Consider the following 16,641-nt stretch of genomic DNA (forward strand, 5'->3'; position numbering starts at 1 on the left):
GCAAAGGAGCAAAGTGTGAGTTACCAGTCAGACGAAGAACAGGTAGAAAAGCTAAAGGAAATGTGGAAGCGTCATGGCATGCCCCTGCTGACCGGGGTGGCTTTGGCGCTGGCCGGCACCTTTGGCTGGCAGGGCTGGAACAACTATCAGGACGGCCTGGCGGCAAATGCCAGCGCGCTGTACCAGAACATGCTGGAAAGTACGCTGGAAAGCGAAGGCGTCGAGGCTCGCATTCGTGCGGCAGCCCTTGCCGAGCAACTGCGTGCTGACTATCCGAAATCACGCTATGCGGGTTATGCCGCCTTGATGCAGGCGCGTCTGGCGGTAGAGGCGGATGATCTGGACGCTGCTGAAAAGCTGCTGCGTGAGGCGGCAGCCTTCAAGGGTGATCCAATTCTCAAGGAAGTCGCCAGTCAGCGGCTGGCTCGTGTGCTGGGTGAGTTGTCGCGTGCCGAGGAAGGCTTGGCGCTGCTCAGCGGCGACGTACGTGGCGAGTTGTTGGCCGGGCGTGAAGAAGTACGTGGTGATCTGTTGCTGCAACTGGAGCGTACTGACGAGGCGCGCGCTGCCTATCAGGCAGCCATTGCTGCCGTGGAAGACCCGCGGGCACGACCGCAGTTGCAACTCAAGCTGGATGATCTGGCGGAGGAAGTCCTTTGAATAGTCTCGCCAAAGTAGTGCTGGTGACTGCTGCAGCCCTTATGTTTGCCGGCTGTGGCAGCGCTTCCAAGAAGGAGCTGAAGCCGGCCGAGCTGGAAAAGTTCAGCAGCGAAGTCGAGCTGGAGCGTAGCTGGAAGCGCAATATCGGTGTTGGTCAGGGCAAGGGCCTCAACCATCTGGTGCCTGCGCTTGACGGTCTGACACTTTACGCTGCGGATGCCCGTGGACAGGTGGTGGCGATGGATCGTGATGACGGTTCGATACGCTGGCGCAGTCGTCTCAAAGAGCGCATGTCCGGTGCTGTGGGTGTGGGCGGCGGCCGTGTATTGGTCGGCACTCTGGATGGCGAAGTCATTGCCCTCGATGAAGCCGATGGCAGTGAGCTCTGGCGTGCCCGGGTATCCAGTGAAGTGCTGGCACCACCGCAAAGCAATGGCGATGTGGTAGTGGTTCAGACGCTGGATGACACGCTAGAGGCGCTCGACATTACCAGCGGTGAGCGTCGCTGGATCTACGAGTCCAGCCTGCCGGTGCTGACCGTGCGTGGTCACGCTGCTCCGCTGGTTACCATTCGCACCGTTTTTGCCGGTCTGGCCAGTGGTCGGGTGGTGGCGCTGGCTGCCGATACCGGCCTGCCGCTCTGGGAGCAACGGGTTGCCCAGCCACAGGGGCGCTCGGAGCTGGAGCGTATGGTAGATATTGATGGCGATCTGGAACTGGTTGGCGAGACCCTGTATGTCGCCACTTTCCAGGGCAACATTGCAGCACTGGATGCGGCCAGCGGGCAGGTGCGCTGGCAACGTCCAGCCTCCAGTCATGGCGGTGCCTCGGCCTCATTGGGCGTGGTCTATCTGAGTCATGCCGACGGCGTGGTCGAAGCCTTTGATGCGGCGCGCGGTACCCCCGTGTGGCGCAATGAGTCGATGCTGCGCCGACAACTGACTGCACCGGCGGTATTCAGCAGTCATGTGGCAGTAGCTGACTATCAGGGCTATATCCATCTGCTGGCACAAACCGATGGACGGCCTACGGCGCGTTTGCGGGTTGACCGTAAAGGGGTGCGTGTGCAGCCGCTGGTGGTCGGTGACCGGATCTATGTGTACGGCAACAGCGGTGATCTGGTCGCCCTGCGGCTGAAGTAATCCAAAAGCGGTTATACTTTGGCGGCCGCTGCGCACAGGTGCAGCGGCCGTCGTCTTTTTCAGGCCTGTGCGCGGAGTTTTCATGGTACCTGTCATCGCCCTGGTGGGGCGGCCGAATGTCGGCAAGTCCACCCTGTTCAACCGTCTGACCAAGAGTCGCGATGCGCTGGTAGCCGATTTTGCCGGCCTGACCCGCGACCGCAAGTACGGTGAGGCCAGCTGGCGCGGCCAGTCGTATATCGTGATCGATACTGGCGGTATCAGTGGCGATGAGCAGGGGATCGACGAGCTGATGGCTGGTCAGTCGCTGCAGGCCATCGAAGAGGCCGATGCGGTGCTCTTTCTGGTCGATGCGCGTGCCGGCCGCACCGCTGCCGACGAGATGATTGCTGATCACCTGCGCAAGCGTAACAAGCATGCCTTTGTCATCGCCAACAAGATAGACGGTGCCGACCCGGATGCCATTCTGGGCGAGTTTGCCGCGCTGGGGCTCGGTGAGCCGCTGGGGATTGCTGCTGCCCACGGGCGCAACATCAACCCCATGCTGGAGGCTGTGTTTGGCCCGGCGGAGGAGCAGCCGGCAGAGCAGGACGAGGCTGGGCATGACGCAGCCGCTGGCGAAGAAGGCGTCGTGACGCAGACCGCCGAGGCGCGCGTGATCAAGCCGCGAGGTACCAAGATCGCGGTGATCGGGCGACCCAATGTCGGCAAGTCGACGCTGGTCAACCGCATGCTTGGCGAAGACCGCGTGGTGGTCTTCGACCAGGCTGGCACCACCCGCGACAGTATCTACATTCCCTACGAGCGACACGACAAGCCCTACACGCTGATCGACACTGCCGGTGTGCGCAAGCGCGGCAAGATCTTCGAGGCAGTGGAAAAGTTCTCGGTGGTGAAGACCTTGCAGGCCATCCAGGACGCCAACGTGGTGATCTTTGTGGTGGATGCCCGCGAGGGCATTGTCGAGCACGATCTGAATCTGCTGGGCTTTGTGCTGGAAGCTGGCCGTGCGCTGGTGATTGCGGTAAACAAGTGGGATGGCATGGCCGAGGAGCAGAAGGCCTTCGTCAAGACCGAACTGCAGCGCCGGCTGATCTTTGCCCAGTTTGCCGATATCCACTTCATCTCCGCCCTGCATGGTAGCGGCGTGGGCTTGCTGTACAAGTCGGTGGACCAGGCATTCGCCAGCGCCATGACCAAAGTGCCGACCAAACGCATGACCGAAATCCTCGAGGATGCGGTCAGTGAGCACCAGCCGCCGCTGGTCAATGGTCGTCGTATCAAGCTGCGCTATGCGCACCTGGGTGGTTCAAATCCACCGATCATTATTGTCCACGGCAATCAGGTCGACAGTGTGCCGCGCTCCTATACGCGCTATCTGGAGAACACCTTCCGCAAGGTGCTGAAACTGGTGGGGACACCATTACGGGTGGAGTACAAGGGTAGCGACAACCCATTTGCCGATCGCAAGAACCCGCTGACCGAACGTCAGGTCAACCGCAAGAAGCGCCTGATGAGCCACCACAAGAAGGCCGACAAGAAGCGCAAGGACAAGCGCTGAGAGTTGCCTGCCGGCTGGACCGGCAGGCCGTGTTGAGGATCAGGCGGCCTGACTGTCAGCAATCCGCAGCGCGCGGTTGAGCGCGCTGAACAGGGCGCGGAAGCTGGCCGTGGTGATGTTCTCGTCAATACCGATGCCATGCAGCGGACGCTGGCCCTGCAAACGCAGTTCGATGTAGGCGGCAGCCCGTGCGTTGGTGCCGGAGCCGATCGAGTGCTCGTGGTAGTCCATGATCTCTACGCGGATCGGCAGCGAGGCCACCAGGGCTTCCAGCGGCCCCTTGCCAATGCCCTGCCAGTGTTCGGCCCCCTCGTCGGTCTGCACTTGCAGATCCACCGCACTGGTGCCGTTTTCCTCCTGCAGGCGATGCCCGACCAGCTGGTAGGGTGACTTCAGTTGCAGGTATTCACGGTCAAGCAGTTGATGAATCTGCAGGGCGCTGAGCTCCAGGCCAAGGCGGTCGGTTTCACTCTGTACTACCTGGCTGAACTCGATCTGCAGGCGTCGCGGCAGGCTGATGCCGTACTCCTGCTCGAGCAGGAAGGTGATGCCGCCCTTGCCCGACTGGCTGTTGACGCGGATCACCGCCTCGTAGCTGCGGCCAATATCGGCTGGGTCAATCGGCAGATAGGGAACTTCCCAGATACCCTCCGGGTTCTGCTGGGCAAAACCCTTGCGAATGGCATCCTGGTGCGAGCCGGAGAAGGCGGTATGCACCAGATCGCCGACATAGGGGTGGCGCGGATGGACCGGTAACTGGTTGCACTCTTCCACGACCTTGCGCACCGCGTCGATATCGGAAAAGTCCAGCCCCGGGTGTAATCCCTGGGTGTACATGTTCAGCGCCAGGGTCACCAGATCGACATTGCCGGTACGCTCGCCATTGCCGAACAGACAGCCCTCGACACGGTCGGCGCCGGCCAGCAAGCCAAGCTCGGTGGCCGCCACGCCAGTGCCGCGGTCGTTGTGGGTGTGCAGGCTGATCAGCACGCTGTCGCGGCGGCTGATGTGCCGGCAGAACCACTCGATCTGGTCGGCGTAGATATTCGGCGTGGAGACTTCCACGGTGGCCGGCAGGTTGAGAATCACCTTGCGCTCGGGGGTCGGCTGCCAGACATCCAGCACCGCATCGCAGACCTCAACGGCGAAGTCCAGCTCGGTGGAGCTGAAGATTTCCGGCGAGTACTGGAATTGCCAGTCGGTGTCCGGCTGTTCGGCAGCCAGGTCGCGGATCAGTCGCGCGGCATTCACTGCAATCTCGACCACCCCGGCCTTGTCCTGATTGAACACGATGCGCCGGAAACTGGGCGCGGTGGCGTTGTATACATGCACGATGGCGCGTTTGGCGCCGCGCAGGGACTCGAAGGTGCGGCGGATCAGGTCCTCGCGGGCCTGGGTCAGCACCTGGATGGTCACATCGTCGGGGATGTGGTTGCCCTCGATCAGTGTGCGCACGAAGTCGAAGTCGGTCTGCGAGGCCGAGGGGAAGGCTACCTCGATCTGCTTCAGGCCAACCTTCACCAGCGTCTGGAAAAACCGCAGCTTTTTCGCCGGGTCCATGGGTTCGATCAGCGACTGGTTGCCATCGCGCAGATCCGAGCTGCACCAGATCGGCACTTCGGTGATGGTGTTTGATGGCCACTGGCGGTCGGCCAGAGCGATAGGCTGGAAGGCGCGGTATTTGCGGGAGGGATCGGCAAGCATGCTCATGGCGTGTTTCCTGCGCTGGGCCTTGTGGGCGGAAATGGGAGCTGGATTGGTGCTGTGATGCGCCAAAGACTAGTTTTGCTTTTGTCTGCTTGCAAGTGATTGCAAAAAATTGGTGAGTTCTGTCTTTTTTGTGGTTTTCTGTGGAATAAATTGCATTTTGAGGCGCTTGCCTGTTGGAAAATTGCGCGGGCGCTCAGTGAATGTAGGCGCCGATAAAGATGCTCGGGTCCACCCGCACATTGTTCAGGCTGACATTCCAGTGCAGGTGAGGGCCGGTGGCGCGTCCGGTGGCGCCGACCTTGCCGATATGGCCGCCGCGCGGCAGCTCGTCACCAACCGCCACGTCGATGGCCGACAGGTGGCAGAACATGCTGACCAGCCCCTGGCCGTGATCGACAAATACCGTCTTGCCATTGAAGAAATAGTCGCCGGTGAGAATTACCCGGCCGGCCGCTGGTGCCTTGATCGGTGTGCCGGCGGGCACGGCAAAGTCCAGCCCGGAATGCGGATTGCGTTCCTCGCCGTTGAAGAACCGGCGTACGCCAAAGGGGCTGGACAGGCGCCCGTTGACCGGTCGATCAAACAGCAGGTTGCTCGGTTGGCGCGCACTGAAGGTGGCGTAGGCCGCCAGTTGTTCCTGCAGTTCGCGCTGGATGCGGCGCTGGTGCGCCGGGTCAGGGGTGACGTGCTGCTGGTTGCGCAGGGTGATGTGCTGCGCCGGGTATTCCCGGCTGTTGACGCTGAAGCGCAGCGAGCGGCCGTCGTCCAGCTCTACCTGCTGCTCGCCGCTGGCGGTGCCGAGGGGGATGCCGGCGATGGCGATCCAGCGCTGGCCGTCCTCACGGATGACCAGCAGTGGCTGGCCGTTGTAACTGGCACGCGGTGCCTGCGGCTGTTCCGGCAGACCGATCACCGCCACCCCGCCGGGGACCGGCTTGTGCAGCAGGCGGGTGATAAAGCCGCCCTCGGCGAGGCTCGGCAGGCTCAGCAGTGACAGCAACAGCAGCAGGGCGGTACGCAGCAGCATGGTTCAGTCCGACAGGGGCAGGGGCAGGGTTTCAGGTGGGGCTTCAGGTGTGTCAGCTTCAACGCGCAGGTTCAGCTGGCCATGCTGCAGGCGGGCCTGCAGCCGCTGGCCGGGGCGGGTCTGCCAGGCGCTGCGCACGGCTTGTCCCTGCTGATCGAGCAGGATGCTGTAGCCGCGCCCCAGGGTGGCCAGCGGGCTGACCAGATGCAGGCTGTGCAGCAGCGCTTCAAAGCGCTGACGACGCTTTTCCAGTTGCTGCAGCATGGCCCTTGGCAGGCGCTGCTGCAGGTGTTGCAGGCGCTGTTCGAACAATTGCAACTGGCGGCCCGGATGCCGTGCGCGCAAGCGGTCATCCAGCCGTTGCAGGCGTTGTTGCTGGGCCGCCAGCTGTTGGCACTGGGCGCGGCGCAGGCGCAGCTCCAGCTCATCCAGTCGCTGCGCCTGCTGGGCCAGACGTTCGCCGGGATGGCGCAGGCGCTGGCGCAGACTGTGCAGGCGCAGTTGCTCGCGGGCCAGTCGATCGGCCATGCGTGCCTGCAGCTGACGCTGCAGCAACTGGAATTGGCGCAGCAGTGTCTGCCGGTCCGGGCTCAGCAGCTCGGCGGCCGCCGAGGGCGTCGGCGCACGCAGATCGGCAACGAAGTCACAGATGGAAAAATCCGTCTCGTGGCCGACGGCGCTAATGGTCGGTAGCGGGCAGGCGGCCAGTGCCCGGGCCACGGCTTCCTCATTGAATGGCCAGAGGTCCTCCAGCGAACCGCCGCCACGGCCAATGATCAGCGCATCCAGCCCGGCGCTGGAAGCGCGGCGCAGCGCCTCGATCAGCTGCGGCGCGGCATCGTTGCCCTGGACTGCCGCCGGCATCACCAGCAGTTCGATCCAGGGCGCGCGGCGCTGGAACACGCTGATGATGTCGCGCAGGGCCGCGCCGCTCGGCGAGGTGATGATACCGACGCGCTGCGGGTGGGCGGGCAGCGGGCGCTTGCGCTGCGCGTCAAACAGGCCTTCGGCCTGCAGCCGTGCCTTGAGCGCCTCGAAGGCCTGGCGCAGCGCGCCATCGCCGGCCGGTTCCAGACTGTCGACGATCAGCTGATAGTCGCCGCGGCCCTCGTACAGGCTGACCCGGCCACGGGCGCGCAGCAGCAGACCGTCGCGCAGCTCCAGGCGATGGCGCTGGGCGTGCTGACGAAACAATGCGCAGCGAATCTGTGCGCGACTGTCCTTCAGGGTGAAATACAGATGCCCGGAGGAGGGGCGCGACAGGTTGGACAGCTCACCCTCCACCCAGACCTGGGCAAACACCTCTTCCAGCAGCCCGCGTGCGCGCGCATTCAGCTGGCTGACACTGAGAATTTCCCGGCTCCGGGACAGGCTCTGAAACAGCAGGTCGTCATTCATGTCGGCATCTTATCCTGTGTTGCCGGTCGCGGGAAAACACAGAATGATGGGTTTGTCCGTCGATCGGCAATTGAGTGCAGGGGGTTGCATAGGTATAATGACGCGCTTCCATTTTTCCCGCCTGGGAGCCCCCTGCGATGCTGCGAATCAGTCAAGAAGCCCTTACCTTCGACGATGTTCTGCTGGTACCCGGATATTCCGAAGTGCTGCCCAAGGACGTCAGCCTCAAGACCCGGCTGACCCGCGGGATCGAACTGAACATTCCGCTGCTGTCGGCGGCCATGGATACCGTAACCGAAGCGCGCCTGGCGATTGCCATGGCCCAGGAAGGCGGCATGGGCATTATCCACAAGAACATGACCATCGAGCAGCAGGCCGCCGAAGTGCGCAAGGTCAAGCGCTACGAATCCGGCGTAGTGCGTGATCCGATCTGCATTGATGCCGACGCCACCGTTGGTCAGCTGTTTGATCTGACCCGGCAGAACAACATCTCCGGGGTGCCGGTGATGTACAACGGCAACCTGGTTGGCATTGTTACCTCGCGTGATGTGCGTTTCGAAACCGACATGCAGGCGCGGGTGCGCGATGTGATGACCCCGAAGGAGCGTCTGGTTACGGTCAAGGAAGGCGCCGACATGCAGGAGGTGCGCAAGCTGCTGCACCGTCACCGCATCGAGCGCGTGCTGATTGTGAACGACCAGTTCCAGCTGCGCGGCATGATGACCGTCAACGATATCGAGAAGGCCCGTGCCTATCCCTGGGCCAGCAAGGATGACCAGGGTCGCCTGCGCGTCGGCGCGGCAGTCGGCACCGGCGCCGACACCCCGGACCGGGTGGCGGCATTGGCCGCTGCCGGGGTTGACGTGATTATCGTCGACACTGCCCACGGTCACTCCAGGGGTGTTATCGACCGGGTCCGCTGGGTCAAGGACAACTTCCCGGCAATCCAGGTGATTGGTGGCAATATTGCCACTGGCGCGGCTGCCCGTGCGCTGGCCGAGGCCGGTGCCGATGCGGTCAAGGTTGGCATCGGTCCCGGTTCCATCTGTACCACCCGTATTGTTGCCGGTGTCGGCGTGCCGCAGATCTCGGCAATTGCCGATGTCGCTGCCGCACTCAAGGATACCGGTGTGCCGCTGATTGCCGATGGCGGCATCCGCTTCTCCGGCGATCTGGCCAAGGCAATTGCCGCCGGTGCCTCGGTGGTGATGATGGGCTCGATGTTTGCCGGTACCGAAGAGGCGCCTGGCGAAGTCGAGCTATTCCAGGGCCGCTCCTACAAGGCCTACCGTGGCATGGGCTCGCTGGGTGCCATGGCGAATGCCGGCGGTGGCTCGGCCGACCGCTATTTCCAGGATTCCAGTGCCGGTGCCGAGAAACTGGTGCCCGAGGGCATCGAAGGTCGGGTGCCCTACAAGGGGCCGCTGGCGGCGATCATCCACCAGTTGATGGGCGGACTGCGTGCCTCGATGGGCTACACTGGCTGTGCAACCATCGAAGAGATGCGCAGCAAGCCGGAATTCGTGCGCATTACCGGCGCCGGCATGAGTGAATCCCACGTGCATGACGTGCAGATCACCAAGGAAGCCCCGAATTACCGCGTCGGCTGAGCGCGGCTTAGCCGACCAGCGGCAGGCGACAAGCTCCAGGCTGCAAGCAGATCTGCTTTTGCTTGTAGCTTGTCGCTTTAAGCTTGCTGCTTAATTTCTCTGAGGAACACCCATGTCCCACGATATTCACGCCCACCGCATCCTGATTCTGGACTTCGGTTCGCAGTACACCCAACTGATCGCCCGCCGGGTACGCGAGATCGGTGTTTATTGTGAAATCCACCCCTGGGACATGGATCCGGCAGCGATTACCGGGTTCGCACCGCGCGGGATTATCCTCGCCGGTGGTCCTGAGTCAGTGACCCTGGAAGACACCCCGCGTGCGCCGCAGCAGGTATTCGAGATGGGCGTGCCGGTGCTGGGCATCTGCTACGGCATGCAGACCATGGCCGAACAACTGGGCGGCAAGGTCGAAGGTTCGGATGAACGTGAGTTCGGCTATGCGCGGGTCGATATCGTTGGCAAAAGCCGGTTCTTCGCCGGCATCGAAGACCATATCGATACCGATGGCGTGCTCTCGCTGGATGTCTGGATGAGCCATGGTGACAAGGTGATCCGTCTGCCCGAGGGTTTCCATATCCTGGCCAGCACGCCGAGCTGCCCGATTGCCGCGATGGGCGACGAAAGCCGGCACTTCTACGGCGTGCAGTTCCATCCCGAGGTCACCCATACCAAGCAGGGTCTGCGTATCCTGTCGCGCTTTATCCTCGAGCTGTGTGGCTGCGAAGCGCTGTGGACACCATCAAATATTGTCGAGGACGCGATTGCCACGGTACGCACCCAGGTTGGTGATGCCAAGGTGCTGCTCGGGCTGTCCGGCGGCGTTGACTCCTCGGTGGTGGCAGCCCTGCTGCACCGCGCGATCGGTGATCAGCTGACCTGCGTATTCGTCGACAATGGCCTGCTGCGCCTGCATGAGGGCGAACAGGTGATGGCCATGTTTGCCGAGAACATGGGCGTCAAGGTGATCCGCGCCAACGCCGAGGACAAGTTCCTCTCGCGCCTGCTCGGGGTCACCGACCCCGAGGAAAAGCGCAAGATCATCGGCCACACCTTTATCGAGGTATTCGATGAGGAAGCCACCAAGCTGCAAGGCGTCAAGTTCCTCGCCCAGGGCACCATTTACCCGGACGTGATCGAATCGGCAGGCGCCAAGACCGGCAAGGCCCATGTGATCAAGTCGCACCACAACGTGGGCGGTCTGCCGGAGGACATGCAGTTCCAGCTGGTCGAGCCGCTGCGTGAACTGTTCAAGGATGAAGTGCGCAAGATCGGCCTGGAACTGGGGCTGCCCTACGACATGGTTTACCGTCATCCATTCCCCGGTCCGGGCCTGGGCGTGCGCATCCTCGCTGAAGTGCGCAAGGACTACGCCGACATCCTGCGCCGCGCCGACCATATCTTTATCGAGGAGCTACGCAAGGCCGACCTCTACCACAAGACCAGCCAGGCCTTCGCAGTATTCCTGCCGGTCAAATCGGTGGGTGTGGTCGGTGACGGCCGCCGCTACGAATGGGTGATCGCCCTGCGTGCGGTGGAAACCATCGACTTCATGACCGCGCGCTGGGCGCACCTGCCCTACGAGTTCCTCGAAACCGTCTCCAACCGGATCATCAATGAAATAACCGGTGTCTCGCGGGTCACCTACGATATCTCCAGCAAGCCGCCAGCGACTATTGAGTGGGAATGATTGACCGGTAATAAGCAAAACGCCACGCAGCTGACTGCGTGGCGTTTTGCTGTGCGGCCCGGCCCGGCCCGTCTGTGACAGACCGGTAGCATCCCGATGGTGATCAGCTGCCGATCACACCACCATCATTTTTCCAGATCACCACGGTTGCCGAGCGCGGCGGGTAGTTGAACAGGTCGTTGTCAGGCCAACTGCTGGTCGCTTCACCTGCCGCCCACTGCGCCGGGCTGGTGGTGGCACCCGGGTGCTGCACGTTGATGAACATGGTGCGCTGGTCCGGGGTGGTGATCACGCCGGTGATCTCCTGGCCGACCGGACCCACCAGGAAGCGGCGGATTTCTCCGGTTTGCGGGTTGGCGGCAAACATCTGGTTGTTGCCGAAGATCTCGAACACGCCGGTGTTCTGCGAGCTTTCGCCGATATCGGTCTGGATCCAGATGCGGCTGTCGCGGTCAATCCACAGACCATCCGGCGAGCTCATGTAGGCTTCTTGCCCAAGCACCTGGCCATTCAGGTCGCGACCGGTCAGGTTGACCTGGCCGGATTCGCCACCGTCGCCGGCCAACAGGAACATATCCCACTCGAAGCTGGTGGCGCTGTGATCACCGCCGGCTTCGGCCCAGCGAATGATATGGCCATGGCGGTTGGTAACGCGCGGGTTCGGGTCATTCTCGCTGGCCGTGTTGCGCGCACTGTTGTTGGTCAGGGTGAAGTACACATCACCGTTGGCCGGGTCAACCGCGCCCCACTCCGGGCGGTCCATCGGCGTGCCACCAACCCGGTCAGCGGCCAGACGGGTGTTCACCAGCACATCGGCCTGACTGGTAAAGCCGTTGTCTGGGGTCAGGCCGTTCTGGCCATAGACCAGCGGCAGCCACTCGCCAGTGCCGTCGCTGTTGAAGCGGGCGACATACAGGATGCCGTTATCCAGCAGGCTGCCACTGGCAGTGGCGGCGTTGTAGCTGTCGGCACTGACAAACTTGTAGATGTACTGGAAGGTCGAGTCATCACCGGAATAGCAGACTACCGGGCGGCCCTCGGCCGCCGGGGCGAACACCACGCCTTCGTGGGCAAAGCGACCCAGTGCGGTGCGCTTCTTCGGCACGCTGTCGGGATCGAAGGGGTCAACCTCGCACATCCAGCCGAAGCAGTTGGGCTCGTTGCGGTAGTCGCCGGTGGCGTCTGCCGTCTTGATGCTGGCATCAAAGCGCACATACTGGTCCTCGCCGCTGGCTGCCAGCTCCCAGGCATAGCGGCCGCGCCCGGTGGGGCTGGCATTGACCCCGTAGCGGGCGTGCTCGCGGGGGTTGTCGCCACCGTTGCGGAAGTAGCCGGCCCAGTTCTCCTCGGAGAACATATAGGTATTCCACGGGGTGACGCCATGCGCGCAGTTGTTCAGGGTGCCCCGGGTCAGGGTACCGGTCGGGCTGTACAGGGTGCGGACAAAGCTGGAGCCGCGCACCGGGCCATGCAGCTCCATCGGGGTCAGGGCGGTAATCCGCCGGTTGAGCATGTCCGGCTGTACCGACCAGCGGTTATCCATGCCCTTGCGCACCCGTACGATGCTGATGCCGTGGGCATTCATTTCCTTGAGCACTTCATCGGTGTTGCGGGTGCCATCTCCGGCGACAATCACGCCACCACTGCCGAGTGCTTGGCCGGCATGTGAAGCATGCATGAAACGCGGCTCGACGTATTCATGGTTGAGTACCAGCAGACCGTCGGTCGAGCTGCCTTCGAACGGATCCTGACCCTCGATCGGGAAGAAGTGCATACCGTCGTGGTGCATGCCGATCTGTTCGGCCTGATCGGCGCCACTGTTGTTGACTGAAAAGCTCGGATAGCTGCCGGTGATCGGTGTCCCCCAGGGAATGAACACCTGATAGCTGTATCCCTCGGGTACCACAATGGTATCTGCCACGCTGGTGGCGATGGCGCTGAAGCCCAGCAGGGCGGCTTCCGGGGCAGGGGTGCCGGTATCACCGCCGTCGCGGTTCGAACTGGAGCTGCTGCGGCAGCCGGCCAGGCCAATACCGAGAAAGCCGAGGGCGGCCGCGCCCATGCTGCCCTTGAGCAGATCGCGACGCGACAGGCGTGCGCGCATGACCGAGTCAAAGGTGGGGTTCGGTGACAGGTTCACCTGCGGCTCGTCACCGGCACCATGGTCTACGATGCTGATGACAGTGTTCTTTTCGCTGGACATCCGGAATTCCTCATCAGGGGTTGTTAAGAACCGCTCTAGGATGGGAAGGACGAATGACAAACACGCAAACAGCGGATGAAGCTTTAATGTCGTTTGGATGATTGAAGAGCGCAGGCATGGAGTCCTGCGCACCGGCTCGGTTGGTCGGCGTGCTCAGAGTGAATCTGTCAGGGCTCAAACCCTTGCAACTGCAGCAGGCTCCAGTCGATCAGCTCGCGAGTCACCTGGTCCAGCGCGGCAGCCTGGGCGCGAACTACAGCAGGCACTTGCGGGTCTGCCGGTAATTGCTCTGCGCGGAAGATCCGGCTGGCTAATACCCGTCGGGCAGCCGGCTCGATCAGTCGGGCTTCCAGCTCCACAATGGCAACAGGCTGCTGGTCACGATAGACCACCTGGAAGCTCAGCAGGTCGCTGCCCAGCAGGACATCGGCATGCAGGGCATGCTCGTCACTGCTGACACTGGACAGTGCGCCTGACTGTACAAAAGCACGTCGCAGGTGCTCGCGCACCATGGCCGGCAGAGGCTCAGTCCAGCGCGCGCCCTTGTAGCTGCTCAACTGGTCACCCTGCGGGTTGACCAGTAGTCGCGGACTGCTGTGAGCAAAACCAGCCTGCGGTGTATTGATGCGCAGCGCCAGTGGCAGTGCTTCGCCAGCCCGCTGCTCGATAGAAGGAGGCGGCATCTGGTAGAAACTTGCCGGTTGGGTTTGCGGCAGCAGCGTGCAGCCGGAAAGTAACAGGGAGGCGACCATCAGGCCTGCCAGCAACGTTTTCAGTCTCACGGTTCGAACTCCTCCATGCTGTCGCGTCCAAGCAGGAAACGCCCCGGGTTGTCTTCCAGGCGCCGGGTTATGTTGCGCAGAGCAATCAGACTTCCGCGCAGCTCGGTAATCGCAGGTTCCAGCTGGCCAAGGCCCTGCATACCGCTACTGAAAGAGTCGCTGTTATCGGTCAGCAGTTTCTCCAGCGTTTGGCTGGTGCGGGCAATGGAAGCCAGCGCCTGCTCGGCACCATCCAGCGTGCGACTGCCCTGTTGGTTGAGCAGCCGGTCGGCGCTACCAAGCAGCAGGCTGGTCTGCTCCAGAGTGGCGCTGGCCTGACGGCTGGCCTGGCTGAGGTCGGTCAGCAGGCGCTGCAGGTCGTCGCCCTGGCCGGCGATGCTGACGGTGGCCTGCTCGATGGCAGTCAGGGTGCGGTTGAGGCTGGCGGCGTTTTCCTCGGACAGGATGCTGCGGGCACTGGCGACCAGTTGGTTGATATTGGTCATCAGGTCTTCACCGTTGGCCAGCAGCGCGGAAATCGGTGATGGCGAGGCGATGATCTGCGGGTCTTCACCCGAGCGGCTGCGCAGTATCGGCGAGTCAGGGGTTCCGTGGCTGAGTTCGATCACCGACGTGCCGGTAATGCCGGTAAATGACAGTCGGGCACGGGTATCCTCACGCAGAGGGATATGGCTATCGACACGGATGTGCGCCAATACCCGTCTGGGGTCCTGTGGGTCAAGGCGTAGCTCGACGATATCGCCAACACGGATGCCGCTGTATTGGACAGTACTGCCTCGCGACAGGCCGCTGACGGCTTCGTTGAATACGACGGTATAGTGGTTGTAGTCACGACTCGAGCTGGTATTGCCCAGCCATATCGCAAACCCCACTGCAGCCAAGCTGCCAAGCAGGGTAAACAGGCCGATCAAAACGTGATGGGCACGGGTTTCCATATCAACAATGCTCCTTGGCAGGGGCGGTGGCGGCGAAAGCGGCGGCACGTCCGCGAGGGCCGTGGAAGTATTCCTGAATCCAGGTGTTATCGGTAGCGGCAACCCGTTCGAGAGTATCTGCTACCAATACCCTGCGTTCGGCGAGTACGGCAATGCGGTCGCAAATGGCGTACAGGGTGTCCAGATCATGAGTGACCAGAAACACGCTGAGGCCCAATGCATCGCGAAGGGTGCGGATCAGTTCGTCAAAGGCAGCGGCACCGATAGGGTCCAGGCCTGCGGTCGGCTCGTCGAGAAACAGGATGTCCGGGTCAAGTGCCAGTGCTCGTGCCAGTGCGGCACGCTTGACCATGCCGCCAGACAGCTCGGACGGGTATTTGCTTGCAGCCAGTCTGGGCAGGCCGGATAGCGCCAGTTTCATTTGTGCCAGATGCTCTGCATCTCGACGACTCAGTCCGGCATGCTCAATCAGCGGTAAGGCAATATTCTCGGCCACCGTTAGTGAGGAAAACAGCGCGCCGCGCTGGAAGAGCACACCAAAACGGCGCTCGTAAATTGAGCGCTGAGCCTCACTGAGCGCCTGCAAGTCCTGGCCGAATACCCGAACTGCGCCAGCGGTAGGGCGGTGCAGGCCGACGATAGAGCGGAGCAGTACCGATTTTCCGGTGCCCGAACCACCAACCACGCCAAGAATTTCGCCTTGGCGGATATCCATATCCAGGTTCTCGTGTACGGTCTGTGGTCCGAAGCGGTTGATCAGACCGCGCACCTCGACCAGCGTGTCAGCGGCTCCACTCACCAGCCCATCTCCATATAGAACATGGCGGCCAGGGCATCGACCAGAATTACCACGAAGATTGACTGAACCACGCTGGAGGTGGTGTGCTCGCCGACCGACTCGGCACTGCCGGTGACCTTGAAGCCTTCAAGGCAGCCGATTACTGCAATCAGAATGGCGAATATTGGTGCCTTGGCCATGCCAAGCACAAAGTGGCGCATCTCTATGTTCTGCTGCAGCAACCCCATAAACATGGTGGGCGAGATGTCCAGCGACAGGGCGCACACCAGTGCGCCGCCAAACAGGCCGGAAATGATCGCCACAAAGGTCAGCAAAGGCAGGGTAATGAGCATTGCCAGTACCCGTGGCAGTACCAGCATTTCCAGCGGGTTCAGGCCAAGGGCGCGAATGGCATCGATTTCTTCGTTGGCTTTCATCGAGCCAATTTGCGCGGTGAAGGCACTGGCGGTGCGACCCGCCAGCAGTATGGCTGCCAGCAGAACACCAAACTCGCGCAGAAAGGCGAAAGCAACCAGATCCACGGTGTAAATCGTGGCTCCGAACTCGGCCAGGACAGTGGCACCAAGGAAAGCTACCACGGCGCCAACCATAAAGGTCAGCAATGCCACGATAGGTACCGCGTTGAGGGCTGTTTGTTCCAGCTGCGCGGCTATTGCCGTTGGGCGCCAGTGACCTGGGCGTACCAGATTGCGCAGCAACCCGATGAGGGTGAGACCGATAAAGCCGAACAGGTCAATGGCATGTCGATAGAAGGTCAGTGTGGCCTTGCCACTGCGTTCGAGTATGTCGATCAGCAGGCCGGGAGTGGCTTGTGGCTCAGGGGCGGGTTGCAGGCAGCTCAGGGCAACGCGACGCAACAGAGCTCGTCTCGAGCTTTCCAGGGCGTCGCTTTGCTCGCAGATGTTGAGTAGACGCTCTGCACCCAGCAGGTCAGCTATCAGTTGGGCTCCGGCGGTATCAAGGCGCTGGATGCTGGACAGTTCGACAGGGCAGTGCGGGTCTGGTGCAGATACTGAAACCAGCTCACGCAGTGCCGCGTAATGCTCCAGCGTCCAATCACCCTGCAGGGCAAGCTGGTCGCCATTGTGCTGAATGGCAGATTGGGTGGCCGGCTTGCCCATGTG

General features: G+C 62.1%; 13 protein-coding genes. 5 read left to right on the plus strand and 8 right to left on the minus strand.

The genetic code is table 11. The features are described from left to right. Window positions 1-15 precede the first annotated feature (15 nt). The 3 genes from BMZ23_RS07410 to der all read left to right on the plus strand — a co-directional run bounded on the left by BMZ23_RS07410 (window position 16) and on the right by der (window position 3,363). Window positions 16-660, plus strand: a complete 645-nt coding sequence (locus BMZ23_RS07410; protein WP_093474853.1) for a YfgM family protein — start codon at window positions 16-18, stop codon at window positions 658-660. After that, window positions 657-1,802, plus strand: coding sequence for an outer membrane protein assembly factor BamB (gene bamB, locus BMZ23_RS07415; RefSeq protein WP_281242312.1), 1,146 nt, complete (start codon window positions 657-659; stop codon window positions 1,800-1,802). The genes BMZ23_RS07410 and bamB overlap by 4 nt, the downstream gene beginning before the upstream one ends. Before the next feature lie 82 nt (window positions 1,803-1,884). Next, window positions 1,885-3,363 carry a ribosome biogenesis GTPase Der gene (gene der, locus BMZ23_RS07420; protein WP_093474856.1) on the plus strand — a complete coding sequence of 493 codons (1,479 nt, stop codon included), beginning with the start codon at window positions 1,885-1,887 and terminating at the stop codon, window positions 3,361-3,363. Between the two features lie 39 nt (window positions 3,364-3,402). Here der and leuA read toward each other — a convergent pair whose 3' ends face one another. The 3 genes from leuA to xseA form a co-directional block, all read right to left on the minus strand. Next, window positions 3,403-5,073: a 2-isopropylmalate synthase gene (gene leuA, locus BMZ23_RS07425; protein ID WP_093474859.1), complete on the minus strand. Its 1,671-nt coding sequence runs from the start codon at window positions 5,071-5,073 to the stop codon at window positions 3,403-3,405. 193 nt (window positions 5,074-5,266) lie between these two features. Then, window positions 5,267-6,100 carry a peptidoglycan DD-metalloendopeptidase family protein gene (locus tag BMZ23_RS07430; RefSeq protein ID WP_093474862.1) on the minus strand — a complete coding sequence of 278 codons (834 nt, stop codon included), beginning with the start codon at window positions 6,098-6,100 and terminating at the stop codon, window positions 5,267-5,269. Between the two features lie 3 nt (window positions 6,101-6,103). After that, window positions 6,104-7,498, minus strand: coding sequence for an exodeoxyribonuclease VII large subunit (xseA, locus tag BMZ23_RS07435; protein ID WP_093474865.1), 1,395 nt, complete (start codon window positions 7,496-7,498; stop codon window positions 6,104-6,106). Between the two features lie 137 nt (window positions 7,499-7,635). Here xseA and guaB point away from each other — a divergent pair, with 137 nt between their 5' ends. After that, window positions 7,636-9,108 carry an IMP dehydrogenase gene (guaB, locus tag BMZ23_RS07440; protein ID WP_093474867.1) on the plus strand — a complete coding sequence of 491 codons (1,473 nt, stop codon included), beginning with the start codon at window positions 7,636-7,638 and terminating at the stop codon, window positions 9,106-9,108. A gap of 112 nt (window positions 9,109-9,220) precedes the next feature. Beyond that, entirely contained in the window at window positions 9,221-10,798 is a 1,578-nt protein-coding gene (gene guaA, locus BMZ23_RS07445; protein WP_093474870.1) for a glutamine-hydrolyzing GMP synthase, read from the plus strand. Window positions 10,799-10,901: 103 nt separating this feature from the next. On the opposite strand, the gene BMZ23_RS07450 is transcribed toward guaA, so the two are convergent. The 5 genes from BMZ23_RS07450 to BMZ23_RS07470 all read right to left on the minus strand — a co-directional run bounded on the left by BMZ23_RS07450 (window position 10,902) and on the right by BMZ23_RS07470 (window position 16,638). Next, window positions 10,902-13,001: a PhoX family protein gene (locus BMZ23_RS07450; protein ID WP_093474873.1), complete on the minus strand. Its 2,100-nt coding sequence runs from the start codon at window positions 12,999-13,001 to the stop codon at window positions 10,902-10,904. 167 nt (window positions 13,002-13,168) lie between these two features. Then, a complete protein-coding gene (locus BMZ23_RS07455; RefSeq protein ID WP_093474876.1) occupies window positions 13,169-13,783 on the minus strand; it encodes an ABC-type transport auxiliary lipoprotein family protein in 615 nt (204 codons plus the stop codon). After that, window positions 13,780-14,718, minus strand: coding sequence for an MlaD family protein (locus BMZ23_RS07460; RefSeq protein ID WP_093474878.1), 939 nt, complete (start codon window positions 14,716-14,718; stop codon window positions 13,780-13,782). The genes BMZ23_RS07455 and BMZ23_RS07460 overlap by 4 nt, the downstream gene beginning before the upstream one ends. Window position 14,719: 1 nt before the next feature. Further along, complete coding sequence (locus tag BMZ23_RS07465; RefSeq protein ID WP_093474880.1) at window positions 14,720-15,517, minus strand: ABC transporter ATP-binding protein; 798 nt, start codon at window positions 15,515-15,517, stop codon at window positions 14,720-14,722. Then, a complete protein-coding gene (locus BMZ23_RS07470) occupies window positions 15,514-16,638 on the minus strand; it encodes an ABC transporter permease (RefSeq protein WP_143069572.1) in 1,125 nt (374 codons plus the stop codon). Before BMZ23_RS07470 ends, BMZ23_RS07465 begins: the two co-directional genes overlap by 4 nt. Between the last annotated feature and the right edge of the window lie 3 nt (window positions 16,639-16,641).

It is taken from the genome of Halopseudomonas yangmingensis (assembly GCF_900114825.1).
Taxonomy (GTDB): Bacteria; Pseudomonadota; Gammaproteobacteria; order Pseudomonadales; family Pseudomonadaceae; genus Halopseudomonas; species Halopseudomonas yangmingensis.